This window comes from Clostridium gasigenes (assembly GCF_900104115.1).
GTDB lineage: Bacteria > Bacillota > Clostridia > Clostridiales > Clostridiaceae > Clostridium > Clostridium gasigenes.
Genome location: NZ_FNJM01000008.1, coordinates 39,895 through 53,825 on the forward strand (window position 1 = coordinate 39,895; position 13,931 = coordinate 53,825).

Annotated in this window: 12 protein-coding genes; 11 read left to right on the forward strand and 1 reads right to left on the reverse strand. The window is 30.1% G+C overall.

The window, feature by feature from the left end; genetic code table 11:
• Positions 1-8 precede the first annotated feature (8 nt).
• From flhA to BLS77_RS12990, 9 genes are read left to right on the forward strand one after another with little or no spacing between them, the layout of a single operon-like run.
• Positions 9-2,075 (forward strand): flagellar biosynthesis protein FlhA, encoded by a 2,067-nt coding sequence (flhA, locus tag BLS77_RS12955; RefSeq protein ID WP_207720964.1) that lies wholly within the window; start codon positions 9-11, stop codon positions 2,073-2,075.
• Complete coding sequence (gene flhF / locus BLS77_RS12960; protein WP_089970579.1) at positions 2,075-3,226, forward strand: flagellar biosynthesis GTPase FlhF; 1,152 nt, start codon at positions 2,075-2,077, stop codon at positions 3,224-3,226. The genes flhA and flhF overlap by 1 nt, the downstream gene beginning before the upstream one ends.
• Positions 3,220-4,086: a MinD/ParA family protein gene (locus BLS77_RS12965; protein WP_089970582.1), complete on the forward strand. Its 867-nt coding sequence runs from the start codon at positions 3,220-3,222 to the stop codon at positions 4,084-4,086. Before flhF ends, BLS77_RS12965 begins: the two co-directional genes overlap by 7 nt.
• Positions 4,087-4,096: 10 nt before the next feature.
• Positions 4,097-4,738 carry a flagellar brake protein gene (locus tag BLS77_RS12970; protein WP_089970844.1) on the forward strand — a complete coding sequence of 214 codons (642 nt, stop codon included), beginning with the start codon at positions 4,097-4,099 and terminating at the stop codon, positions 4,736-4,738.
• A 13-nt stretch (positions 4,739-4,751) separates the two neighbouring features.
• The gene (locus BLS77_RS12975; protein WP_089970584.1) at positions 4,752-5,477 is read left to right on the forward strand and encodes a FliA/WhiG family RNA polymerase sigma factor; all 726 of its coding nucleotides are present in this window, start codon (positions 4,752-4,754) and stop codon (positions 5,475-5,477) included.
• Positions 5,478-5,490: 13 nt separating this feature from the next.
• Positions 5,491-5,973, forward strand: coding sequence for a hypothetical protein (locus BLS77_RS12980; protein WP_242873987.1), 483 nt, complete (start codon positions 5,491-5,493; stop codon positions 5,971-5,973).
• Positions 5,974-6,011: 38 nt separating this feature from the next.
• Complete coding sequence (locus BLS77_RS19930) at positions 6,012-6,176, forward strand: hypothetical protein (RefSeq protein WP_167866105.1); 165 nt, start codon at positions 6,012-6,014, stop codon at positions 6,174-6,176.
• On the forward strand, positions 6,169-6,939 hold the full coding sequence (locus BLS77_RS12985; RefSeq protein WP_089970589.1) for a flagellar hook-basal body complex protein: 771 nt from the start codon (positions 6,169-6,171) through the stop codon (positions 6,937-6,939). The genes BLS77_RS19930 and BLS77_RS12985 overlap by 8 nt, the downstream gene beginning before the upstream one ends.
• 28 nt (positions 6,940-6,967) lie before the next feature.
• Entirely contained in the window at positions 6,968-7,741 is a 774-nt protein-coding gene (locus tag BLS77_RS12990) for a flagellar hook-basal body complex protein (protein WP_089970592.1), read from the forward strand.
• 166 nt (positions 7,742-7,907) lie between these two features.
• Here BLS77_RS12990 and BLS77_RS12995 read toward each other — a convergent pair whose 3' ends face one another.
• Positions 7,908-9,548 (reverse strand): putative manganese-dependent inorganic diphosphatase, encoded by a 1,641-nt coding sequence (locus tag BLS77_RS12995; RefSeq protein WP_089970595.1) that lies wholly within the window; start codon positions 9,546-9,548, stop codon positions 7,908-7,910.
• Positions 9,549-9,794: 246 nt separating this feature from the next.
• Between BLS77_RS12995 and BLS77_RS13000 the strand changes: the two genes are divergently transcribed.
• Together BLS77_RS13000 and BLS77_RS13005 are read left to right on the forward strand one after the other, a co-directional pair.
• The gene (locus tag BLS77_RS13000) at positions 9,795-11,099 is read left to right on the forward strand and encodes a homoserine dehydrogenase (protein ID WP_089970598.1); all 1,305 of its coding nucleotides are present in this window, start codon (positions 9,795-9,797) and stop codon (positions 11,097-11,099) included.
• Between the two features lie 234 nt (positions 11,100-11,333).
• Positions 11,334-13,883, forward strand: a complete 2,550-nt coding sequence (locus BLS77_RS13005; RefSeq protein WP_089970601.1) for a calcium-translocating P-type ATPase, SERCA-type — start codon at positions 11,334-11,336, stop codon at positions 13,881-13,883.
• Positions 13,884-13,931 lie beyond the last annotated feature (48 nt).

Genomic DNA, 13,931 nt, shown 5'->3' on the forward strand with positions numbered 1-13,931 from the left:
ATGTGATTTTGGTGATTTCGGATAATAAGTTTAAGTTAAAACAGAATCTAGATATACTAGTTGCCTTTGGGGTTCTTGGAATAGTCATGATGATAATAATTCCAATACCAAAGCCAATGCTAGATATTTTATTAGCTTTTAATATTACACTTTCGGCTGTAATAATACTAATAACAATGTTTACAACTAATGTATTGCAGATGTCAGTGTTTCCAACACTACTACTTGTAACTACATTAATTAGGCTAGGTCTTAATGTGTCATCAACTAGATTAATTTTAACAGAGGCAGATGCAGGATCAATTATTGCAGCATTTGGAGATTTTGTTATTAGAGGAAATTATGTAGTTGGTATAATTATATTCCTTATTATAGTAATAATACAATTTATGGTTATTACAAGTGGATCATCAAGAGTATCTGAAGTAGCAGCTAGATTTACATTAGATGCTATGCCTGGTAAACAAATGAGTATAGATGCAGATTTAAACTCAGGTCTTATAGATGAAATAATGGCAAAGAAAAGAAGACAAGATTTGCAAGCAGAAGCAGATTTTTATGGGGCAATGGATGGGGCATCTAAGTTTGTTAAGGGAGATGCAGTCGCAGGTATAATAATTACTATAATAAATATTATAGCAGGAATTATTATTGGGGTAATGCAACTTAAGATGTCAGTTGCAGACGCTGCTGAATTATATACAAAGCTTACAATTGGAGATGGACTTGTAAGTCAAATACCAGCACTTTTAATATCAACAGCAGCGGGTTTATTAGTAACTCGTTCTGGATCTTCTGAAAATTTTGGTAAAACAATTACTAAACAACTTACAGCATTTCCAGTTGCAACAGCAATAGCATCTGCTGTAATATTTGCATTAGGATTAGTTCCAGGTATGCCTAAGATACCATTTTTTTCTGTAGCAGCAGCTGTAGGATATTTATCTTATGCACTATATAAGGATGAATCTGAAAAAGAAGAAATGGAAATTGCAAAAGTTGAAGAAGAATATACTGAAATGGAAAGAAAAGAACCTGAAAATGTTATGGATTTAATTCATGTAGAACCTATGGAAGTAGAAATTGGATATGGGTTAATTCCACTTGCAGATGAATCTACAGGTGGAGACTTACTTCAAAGAATTGCATCTGTTAGAAGACAGTGTGCTATTGAAATGGGGATAGTTGTACAACCTATAAGAATAAGAGATAACTTGCAACTAAAAACAAATGAGTATGTTATTAAAATAAGAGGAACTGTAGTTGCAGCCTCAGAGCTTATGCCAAATATGTTGCTTTGTATGGATCCATCAGGAGATAATTCAAGCATTGCAGGGATAAGAGCAATAGAGCCAACCTTTAACTTGCCAGCAACTTGGATAAATAAGGATCAAAGGGAAGAGGCTGAAATAAAGGGATTAACAGTAGTGGATCCAACAACCGTTATGGTAACTCATTTAACAGAAACTATAAAATCACATTCATATGAATTACTAGGTAGACAAGAAGTTAAATTAGTAGTTGATAATACAAGAGAGAAATATAGTGCTGTTGTAGATGAGTTAATTCCAGATTTAATGACAATTGGAGAACTTCAAAAGGTATTACAAAATCTTTTAAAAGAGAAAGTTCCAATAAAAGATATGGTTACAATTATGGAGTCTCTTGCAGATAACTCAAGAATTACAAAAGATTTAGAACTTTTAACTGAATATGTAAGGTTTGCACTTGGAAGAACAATTTGCAATCAAATTATAGATGAAAATAGAAGTGTAGTAGTAGTTACGCTGTCACCACAAATAGAAGAAATAATAGCAGCTAATGTTCAAAAATCTATGCAGGGATCATTTCCAGCAGTAGATCCAGATACTACAACTAGAATTTTAGATAGTATAAAAAATACTGTGGAAATAGTTTACTTCTTTAATAATCAACCAGTTATTTTAGTTTCTCCAAATATTCGTTGTGTATTTAGGAAGCTTATAGAAATGGTATTTCCTCATATAATGGTAATTTCATTAAATGAAATACCAAATGATGTAGAAATAAGAACTGAGGGAGTTGTATCTTTATAATGATAATTAAGAAATATACAGTTAAAAGTATGAATGAAGCATTAACTAGAATAAGATATGAATTAGGTAAAGATGCAATTATAATAAGTCAAAGGAAAATTAAATCTCCTGGATTTAAAGGATATTTTTCTCCTAAGTTAATAGAGGTAACAGCTGCTTTGGAAAATAATAAAAAAGCAGTTAAAGCTGAAAAAGAAGAAGAAGAGGACGAATCCTTTAAGGAGTCCTTAGAAGGACTTAAAAAACTTATGGATATTGAAGAATTAAATAATAAAGATACTTTAAGTGTAAAATCTAAAGAATTAGAAAAAAGTAGTGAAGAAGATAGTAAGCTTACAGAAGAAGTAAGGGAAATGAAAGAGCTTTTAAATAAAGTTATTAAAAATACATCAAAAGAAGAAGAGAAAGATTTATCAGTTGAATTTATGAAAGAAATAGATATAAATGAAAAATATTTTAAAGAGATAAAGCAGAACTGTTCAGAGGATTTTGATATTTTTAAAGAAGATTTTAAAAAAATATTAAATTCTAAAATTCAAATAAATAGTGAAGATTTACTTGGAAGAGTAGTTCTAGTTGGGCCAACAGGAGTTGGTAAAACTACAACTATTGCAAAACTTGCAGGTAGGCTTGCGTTAATAGAAAAAAAGAAAGTAGGATTAATAACTATAGACACCTATAGAATTGGTGCTGTAGATCAATTGAAAACCTATGCAGAAATTATGAATCTACCATTTAAAGTTGTAAACACAATTAAAGAAATGGAGTCGTCTGTAGAAGCTTTAAGCTATTGCGATGTTATATTAATTGATACAACGGGAAGAAGTAGCAAAAATACAATGCAGATTTCAGAGCTTAGAGCATACGTACAAAATGCAAAACCAGACCATACAGCGTTAGTACTAAGTGGAACAACTAAAAATAGAGATATAGATACAATTTTAAGTGGATATGAAGAGCTTAAATATGATAAAATAATTATAACAAAGCTTGATGAAACAACAGTTTATGGAGGAATATTCAATATTATAAATAAAGCGAATAAACCAGTTTCATTTATAACAACGGGCCAAAATGTACCAGATGATATTAAGGTTCCTACTAAAGACCGATTAATTAAATTAATAATCGGGGAGGAAACCATATGTTAGATCAAGCTGAAAGCTTAAGAAGACTGGCAAGTGGTGAAAAAAATGATTTTAATAATAGAAAAAAAGCAAGAATAATAACTATAACATCTGGAAAAGGTGGAGTTGGTAAAAGCAATTTCGTTGTTAATTTAGCTATTTCTCTTCAAAGGCAGGGTCAAAAAGTAATGATTTTTGATGCTGATATAGGAATGGGAAATGATGATGTTTTAATGGGAATATATCCGAAATATAATGTGCTAGATCTTATGAAAGGCGGCATGTCAATTGAAGATGTTTTAGTTGATGGACCAGAGGGAATAAAGTTATTACCTGGTGGTTCAGGATTAAACAATATAGAAGATCTTCAGCAAAATGAAAGAGAAGGATTTCTTGAAAAAATAGAAAATATAGAGGGCTTTGATTATATATTTATTGATACAGGAGCTGGAATAAGTAGAAGTGTATTGGCATTTATTGCCTGTGCAGATGATGTAATTATAGTAACTACACCAGAGCCAACATCACTAACTGATGCATATAGCTTGTTAAAAGCAGTAAAATACTTTAAAATAAATAAAGATACAAGCATAGTTGTAAATAGAACTTTTCATAAAGGGGAAGGCGAAGAAACTTTCTTTAAATTTCAAAGAGCAGTAGGAAGATTTCTAAAATTGGAAACTAAATATTTAGGCTGTATTGATGATGATAGAAAGTTAGTTATGGCAGTAAGAGAGCAAAGTCCAGTTGTAATATCTTACCCAAACAGTAACGCAGCAAAGTGTATAAAAGATATAAGTAAAAAAATAATAAATGAAAAAAGACAGCAAAAAGGTTCCGGAGTTGAAGGGCTATTTAAAAGACTTTTTAATATATTTTCATAGGGGTGTTATAGTGAAAAAATTTGATGTGGTTATAAATAGTAAATTAGAGGTTAAGTGGGCAGATGGAATTTACAAAACTTTGGTTCAAGATAGTAATAGTAAAAATATATTAATTAGTATTCCAGTAGTAGGTGGAGTATATCTTACATTGAAAACGGGTGAAGAAATAGAACTAGTTTATTATGATAATGGAGAAAATATATTCAGCTTTAAATGTAGAGTAATAAATAGAATAAAAGAAAATAATATATCTTACTATAGTATTACATTACCATATGATGTAATTAAGATTCAAAGACGTAATTATGTACGTGTTGATACAGTTCAAGTAATTAAGGATATAAAAAAATATGAGAAAGAAACGAATGGACAAGCAGATGATAAAATTTCTAATGCATTATTATTAGACCTAAGTGGCGGAGGTATGAGAATAAAGTTAAGAGAAAAGCTTGAAAAAAGTGATGTAATAAGTGCAAAGATAGGTAGTGAAAATGAGGAAGTTTTAATAAAAGGGAAAATTGTAAGGGTGGATATAACCGAAGATAAAAGATACATTTATGGAATTAGTTTTGAAGAATTAGATAATAGGACAAGAGAAAGAATTATACAAATAGTTTTTAGAATTATGAGAGAACAAAGAAAATTACGATAAAAGGGGATAAGTTATGGAGAGCCAAAGTCCAGTAATGTATAAAGAACAAATAATAGAAAAATATATTCCGTTAGTAAAATATTTAGCGTCTAGGGTTAGTATTGGGAAAACTAAATATATAGAATACGAAGATTTAGTAAGCTACGGTATTATTGGACTTATGGATGCTATTAGTAAATTTGATCCAACTAAGGGGATGAAGTTTTCTTCATATGCATCTATTAGAATTAGAGGATCTATGATTGATGAAATTAGAAAAAATAGACCTATATCTAAAGGTGCTATGGATAAGCTTGCAAAATATAATGATAGTATTGAACGGCTTCAAAATAAGTTTATGAGAGAGCCAACTATAACAGAAATTGCTAAAGATTTAAATATGACACTATTTGAAGTTGGTGAAATTGAAAATTACATAAATTATATGTCTATTGTATCGCTAGAAACAATAATTTATTCAGAAGATGATGATGTATCATTTATGGGTCTTGTAGAAGATAAAACAACACCAAGTCCTGAAGGGTCATTAGAAGAAAAAGAAAAATTAGATGTTTTAGCACAGTGTATAGAAAAGTTAAAAGAGAAAGATAGATTAGTTTTAAATTTATATTATTTTGAGGGATTAAATTTAAGAGAGATAGGAAATGTACTTGAAGTATCTGAGTCTAGAATATGTCAATTACATAGTAGAGCAATTAGAAATTTAAGGGTTATAATGGAAAAGGTTAAATATATATAAAAGAGGTATGGTAATGGGATTTATACTTATTATAATAGGTGCGTTACTTATTCTATTAAATATTAGGGCAATAAAAAAAGAAGATAATTCTTTTAGTTCAATTTTAAAAAGAGAAGAATCTACTGTAAATAGAGATTATGATGTGGAGATTATATCAATAAGAAAAGATTTGGCAGAAAGTATTTTTGATATACAAAAAGAAATGGAAGAAATTAAAGCATCAGTATTAGACATAACTAATAAAGAAAATACAATAAATTATTTAGAAAGTATTGAAGAAAAAATAGAAAAGGACGATATTATAACTAATGATATTAAAGTTGAAGATAAGAATATTATATCAGAAATAAATTTCGCATATAAGCCTGAAAAAATTAATAAGGTGGATGAAGTGAAAAGGTTAGTTCAAGATGGATTTACAGATGAAGAAATTTGCACGAAGATGTTTATAGGTAAGGGGGAAGTACTATTAATAAAAGGATTATTCAAAAGTTAAAAAGTGTAGTAGGTTTCCTAAGTGATAGAAAAATATTAATGGGAATCGGTATAGGAATGATTATAGCATCAGTAATAATGTTTAGTTATAAATATAACTCCAGTATTTCAGATGATAAAATAGAAGAAAAAGCAAGAGGATTTGGCATGCACTATGATTATGAGTGTAAAGTTTTATTTGGAGGAGATGATACAAATGATTAGAAGTTTATATACAGCAGTATCAGGAATGATAACTTTAGAAAATAAGCAGGCAACAATAACAAATAACATAACAAATGCTAATACTACAGGGTTTAAAGGTGATACTTTATCAATGAAAAGCTTTGATGAAGTTTTAATACAAAATAAGGATAAAATATCTGGCGGGCATAATGTAAAAAATCCAATAGGAACTCTTAGCCTTGGTACAAAAATTGATAGTATAGATACTAGATTTACACAAGGTCTATTAAAGTCAACAAATAAACCTACGGATTTAGCTATAGATGGAAGAGGTTTTTTTGCAGTTAAAAGCGGGGATCAAACAGTTTTTACTAGAGATGGTAGCTTTAGAGTTAAAAATGATGGGTACTTAGTTACAAATGGTGGTGATCCTGTTTTAGGTATAAATAAAAGTACTGGAGCAATGGAGCCAATTTTTGTTGGAACTGATAATTTTGTAATTGATAATAATAATGGGGTTAATGTTAATGGAAAATCCACACATTCATTAGCCTTAGCAGATTTTAAGGATTATAAAACTTTGAAAAAAGTTGGGGATAATCAATATACTTCAGAAAATCCAGTTTATAATACACAGGTACTGGCAAATCAGGGAGCTTTAGAACAATCAAATATTAATCTTTCAAATGAAATGGTAGAAATGATTACTACAATGAGAAGTTTTGAAACAAATCAAAAGATGATACAGACTATTGATGAGTCACTAGGAAAGGCAGCTAATGAAGTTGGAGCTGTTAGATAATAAACAGGATTAAAAGGGAGTGGAAATAGTGTTAAGAACTTTATGGACAGCTAAAAGTGGAATGAATGCTAATCAAGAAAAATTAGATTCTATATCAAATAATTTAGCAAATTCAACAACTATAGGATATAAAAAAGCAGAAGTTGGATTTCAAGATTTATTAACAGAAAGTTTAGATAGAAAAGGTTATGCTATAAATAATAAAGAATCAGTTATAGGGACAGGTATAAAGACTGGAGAATGGTATAGAGATAATAGTCAGGGGCAATTAATGGAAACATTAAGAAGTACTGATATAGCAATAGATGGGACTGGATATTTTAGGGTGATATCTTCAAATGGAGAAAGTGCATATACAAGAGATGGAGCATTTGCTGTAGATGGAGCAGGAAGTCTTGTAGATGCAAGAGGAAATAAATTGGACATTCAATATGCTAATGGCTTTAGCAGTGATAATGTGAAGTTTACAAAGGATAATTTCTTGATTGATAAAGAAGGTTCAGTTCATTTAAAACAAAATGATACTTTTTTAAAAATCGGAGAAATACCTGTTTATAGCGCAGTTGGAGATAAAGCATTTGTATCTATAGGAGACAATTTATTTCAACCAGTGAATGGAACAGAAGTTTTCAGAACAAGGAATGCTAATTTATCACAAGGATTTACTGAAGGGTCAAATGTTGATATAGCAGAAGAATTCGCAGATATGATAGTTACTCAAAGAAGCTTTGAATTAAGTTCAAGAGGGGTAAAAACTGCAGATGAAATGTGGGGAATGGTAAATAATTTAAGAGCTAGATAGTGTTCTTAATATAGTGGTAACTAAGTATACAATTATTTAGTTACCACTTTTTTTATTTATAACTAAAATTAATTTGAAAGTTATTTATTTGGATATGCCTTATATATATAATTTAAATTTATAATTACTAAAAAAAGAAAGCCTCATAAAAGAGGCCTTCTAAATATTAAGATGAAGTTATAGCTGTAGTAATCGGTGGTACAACTTGTTTCTTTCTTGAAAGTACTCCAGGAAGGAAAGCACCTTTATCTTTTAATTCTACTTTGAAAGCTTTTTCTACTATTTCAGGTTTTTCGCCTGCAACTAGTATTTGTGAACCCTCATTTAATATGTCTGTTAATAACAACATTACCATATCAAGGTTAGCTTCCTTAGCTTTAGTTTCCATATAGCTAAGCATTTCATCTTTAAGTGGCATGAAACCTTCAATATCCATAGTATTAACTTGTGCAATACCAACTTTTATATCCTCTATTTGGAATGGTTTAAAATCTTGATTAAATATTTGAGGAACAGTTTTTCCTTTTAAAGAAGTTCCTGCTTTAAACATTTCTTTAGCAAACTCTTCAATGTTAATTTCTGCTATTTCAGAAAGCTTTTTGCACATATTTTTATCTTGGTAAGTGCATGTTGGGCTTCTAAATAATAGTGTATCTGAAATTATAGCTCCACATAAAAGTCCCGCAGCTTGTTTTGATGGTCTAATACCATTTTCAAAGAAACTTTTACCAACTATTGTTGAAGTGCTCCCAAGGGGTTCATTTCTAAAGAAGATAGGATTACTTGTTTGAATATCAGCAACTCTATGATGATCGATGATTTCAAGAATTTCTGCATCTTCAAGTCCATCAATAGATTGACCTCTTTCGTTATGATCTACTTGAATTATTTTCTTTTTATAGTTTGAAATTAAATGATATCTTGAAACTGTTCCAAGTACTCTTCCATTAGAATCAGTTACAGGATAACTTCTAAATCTAGTTTCAGCCATTATACCTCTAATATCATCTACTAAATCATCACTTGAGAAAGTGATAAGATTATCTCGAATCATAACATAACCTACAGGTATGCTTTGAACAATAAGTCTTGAAGTAGTGAATGAATCATGTGGTGTTACAATAATAGTAATGTTTTTATCTTTAGCTTTTTCGATAATTTCATCATTTGGTGTATGTGAGCCAGTTACTATCATTAATGAAATTTCAATATCCAGCAAAGCATCTTGAGCTTCGTGTCTATCGCCAACTATTGCAATATCACCTTTATCAATATATCCCTTCATACTATCTGGTTGCATAGCAGTAACTACTATTTTTCCAGGAAATGAAGATTTTGAGTCACTTATGTATGATTCTTTAGCTGAAAGAGTATCAATTATGTTATCAAGAGATGTATTACTTTTTGAAAGTATAGTATTATCCCATATGTCCATATAACATGAAGTTAAGTTAGATACCGCTAAAACACCTAGTAAATGATCGTTACAATCAGCAACAGGTAAAGTTTTAATGTTTTTATCCTTCATTATGTTCCAAGCCATCTTTAAAGAGATGTCAGGGGAGACTGGGCTAATAGTATCAAATTGTAAATCTTCAACTTTTAATTTAACAGTTTTTAGATATTGTGGAGCTTCTACACCGAAATAATCAAGAATATATTGAGTTTCTTGACTTACATCTCCAAGCCTAACAGGAATTGCAGGTAAGTTTCCAGTTTTATTTTTAAACTCAGCATATGAAAAAGCTGCGCATATTGAATCAGAGTCAGGGTTTTTATGTCCAGTTACGTATATTATGTCCTTCAAAGTTGTTACCTCCTAAATATTATATTTATATAGTACTATTTTATATATAGGAGAGAGTTTTGTAAAGAGTTCTATAAAATAATAGTTTCTAAAATGATATATATTTAAAAGAAATAAAAATAAATACAAAAATAAAAATAACAGAATATTTTATTATTATGGAAAAAAAAATATAATAGGGATATAATAAAAAACATAATAGGGACTTTATAGTTATAAAATTGCAAAAAAAAGGGGGCTATTAAAATGAAAAAAGTTAAAATTGCTTTGCTGGGGCTAGGCAATGTCGGTTGTGGTGTTTGGAAGATTTTAAATTCAAACAAAGAAGAAATACAAAAACGTTCTGGTTATGAGATTGAAGTAGCTAAAATTTTGGTAAGAGAGACTAAAAAGGATAGAGGGGTTATTGTACCAGAAGAAATTTTAACAACGGATTTTAATGAAATATTAAATGACAAAGACATTAAAATTGTAATTGAGGTAATGGGTGGCATAGAACCGGCAAGAGAGTATATGTTAAAAGCTATGGATAAGAAGAAACATATAGTAACTGCAAATAAAATGCTTCTTGCAACTGGCGGGGATGAAATTTTTGAAAAGGCTGATAGCATGGGAGTAATGTTTCATTATGAAGCAAGTGTTGCTGGGGGAATACCAATTATTAATGGTATAAACGAAAGTTTAACAGCTAACAAAGTTGAGCAATTATATGGAATAGTTAATGGAACTACTAATTATATATTAAGTAAAATGGAAACAGAGGGCTTAAGCTTTAAAGCAGCATTAGATGAAGCAACAGAGAAAGGTTATGCAGAGGCAGATCCAATTTCAGATATAGAAGGTTTTGATGCTCAATATAAATTAGCTATTTTATCATCTTTAGCTTTTGGAACTAAAATAGATGTAGAGAATGTTTATAGAGAAGGTATAACAAATATAAAATCAATAGATATGGATTATGCAAAAGAGTTTAAAATGGTAATTAAATTACTAGCAATAGTAAAAGATGTTAATGGGAAATTAGAACTTAGAGTTCATCCAACAATGATTCCTAAAAATCATCCTCTAGCAAATGTATATGATTCATTTAACGCAATTTTTATAAAGGGGAATGCAGTTGGTGATTTAATGTTTTATGGAAGAGGAGCAGGAGATCTGCCAACAGGAAGTGCTGTAGTTAGTGACTTGATTTCTATATTAAGAAGTAATATAGATTTAGAAAATATAAACCCAGTAGTTAAAAATAATTTATGGGATAAAAAAATAAGGGATATTAGAAGTGTAGAAAGTAAATATTATATTAGAACAACAGTAGAAGATAAGCCTGGAGTTTTAGGTGAAATAACTACTATTTTAGGGGATTGTGGTATAAGTTTACGTTCAGTTATACAAAGAGGGGTGGAAAGCCCACAGCATGATAAGGTAACACTTGTACTTGTAACTCACTATACAAAAGAAGCTAAAGTTATAGAAGCTATAGATGAAATTTATGAACTTAAAACAGTAAAGAAAATAGATAATATTATAAGAATAGAAGATTTTAAAAACTAATCATGGCTAAGGGATATTTAAAAAACAACTAGCCAGATTATTTAAGCTCCTTTATTCACACAAATAGCAATGCATACATATGCATTGCTATTTTTTTGTTGCGAAAATCCTCATAAATTTATTAAATTCTAATATATATTATTAGAGAAGGCTTAGGGATCCACAAAAAAATAACTAGTCACAATATTTGATTTGTTATTTTATTTAAGCTCCCTTATTTAAGGAGGAAAATCAGTGATACAAGAAAGAGAGGTTAGTCGTGGACTAACTACAAAAGAAGCAGAGAAAAGAAGCATAAACTATGGATTAAATGAGTTAAAACATAAAAAGAAAACATCTCCAATAGTAATATTTTTAGCACAATTTAATGATTTTATAGTTTGGGTACTAATAGGTGCAACTGTAATTTCAGGAATAATTGGGGATAAAGCGGATGCAATAACTATTTTAATAATAGTAGTTGTAAATGCTATTTTAGGGTTTGTTCAAGAATATAAAACAGAGAGATCTCTAGAGGCATTAAAGGAACTTGCGGCTCCAACTTGTAAAGTTATAAGAGATGGTTCCCTAAAAGTATTAAATTCAATAGAATTAACTATTGGTGATTTAGTTATTCTTGAAGTTGGAGATAGAATTCCGGCAGATGGAACTTTTATTGAAGCTTCATCGATGATGATTGATGAATCACTTTTAACAGGGGAATCAGCTGGAGTATCAAAAGATACTCGAAAAGGTAAAAATGAATGTTTTATGGGAACTACTATATTAAAAGGTAGAGGTATAATGCTAGTTGACTCCATTGGTATGAGAACAGAAATGGGTAAAATAGCAGATTTATTAGATAATATAGAAGAAGAAAAATCACCGCTTAAAGAAAGATTAGATTCCTTAGGTAAAGTTTTAGTTGCACTATGCCTAGTTATATGTGTAGTAGTAACAGTTTTAGGCATAATGCGTGGAAATGATATAACTGAAATGTTTTTACTTGGAGTGTCACTTGCAGTTGCAGCTATTCCAGAAGGGCTTGCAGCTATTGTAACTGTTGCTTTAGCTTTAGGGGTTTCAAGGATGCTTAAAAGAAATGCATTGATTAGAAAGTTGCCAGCTGTGGAAACACTTGGATGTACTTCAGTAATTTGTTCTGATAAAACAGGAACATTAACACAAAATAAAATGACTGTAAAAGAAATGTATATGAATGGGAAAATATATGAATTAGAAAAGGAAAAGCTTGCAGAACATATTATGTTAATGAAAGCATTTATTTATTGTAATGACTGTAATTATAATTTTAAAGTTAAAAATATAGAAGAGGCTTTGCATGGAGATCCAACAGAAACAGCTTTAATTAAAGGTTTTTTTAAGGATGTTCCATTACTTGAAAGCTTTGTAGTAAATGCAAATAGAGTATTTGACATTCCTTTTGACTCAACTAGAAAAATGATGACAGTTATTATGAGAGAGGATGGCAAAGAAACTTGCTACATGAAAGGTGCGCCGGAGAGAGTAATAGATAAGTGTACCCATATTCTTGAGCAGGGGAAAGTAAAACCATTAACTCCTCAAAAGAAAAAGCAAGTTGCATCATATATTGAATCTATGTCAAATAGGGCTTTAAGGTGTATTGCAGCAGCTTATAAAGATGAGGAATTAGTTAAAAATGAGAGAGTAGAAAATGGGCTTGTATTTTTAGGGGTGGCTGGAAGTATGGATCCACCTAGGCTAGAAGTTAGAGATGCGGTTATGAAGTGTAAACTTGCAGGAATAAAACCTGTTATGATTACAGGTGATCATAAAAATACTGCACTAGCTATTGCTAAGGCTATAAATATTTGCAGTAGCGATGATCAAGTTTTAACTGGTGATGAAATAGAGAAATTAAGTGAAGAAGAGTTAATGAAAAAAGTTGATAATGTAAGGGTATTTGCAAGGGTATCACCAAATCATAAATTAAGGATAGTTAAAGCATTTAAAAAAAGAAATAATATAGTGGCAATGACTGGTGATGGAGTTAATGATGCGCCTGCAATTAAAGAAGCTGATATTGGAATAGCGATGGGGATATCAGGAACAGATGTTACTAAGGAAGCGGCAGCAATGGTTCTTATGGATGATAATTTTGCAACTATAGTTTCGGCTATAGAAGAAGGTAGAGTTATATATGATAATATAAGAAAATTTATAAGATATCTTTTATCTTGTAATTTAGGAGAAGTTTTAACAATGTTTTTGGCAACTCTTTTCTACTTACCAAATCCACTTACTCCAATACAAATATTATTTGTTAATTTAGCAACAGATGGTTTGCCAGCTATTGCACTTGGAGTGGATCCGGCAGATAAGGACATTATGGATCAACAACCAAGATCAAAAGGAGAAAGTATTTTTGCAAGAGGGCTTTGGTCAAAAATAGTAGTAAGAGGATGTTTAATTGGTATATGCACGCTGTTATCATTTATGGTAGGCAGATATTATAATTATGATTTAGTTACATGTAGAACACTAGCATTAACAACTCTTGTGGTATCACAACTTTTACATGTCTTTGAATGTAGATCAGAAAGACATTCAATATTTGAAATAAAGATATTCTCAAACCCATGGCTTGTAGGTTCTGTTGCAATATCAATGATAATGGTCTTAAGTATACTTTATATACCATTTTTATCAGGGGTATTTAATACAGTAGCATTAAATATAGGACAATGGATGCTTGTTTTATTTTTCTCAGGAGTAATATTCATTATAAATAGTGTATACTTACTTATAAAATCTAAAAAATAATTTTAAACAAGTCTTAGGGAGATGCAAGGAAATAAATAGAGTGATAAA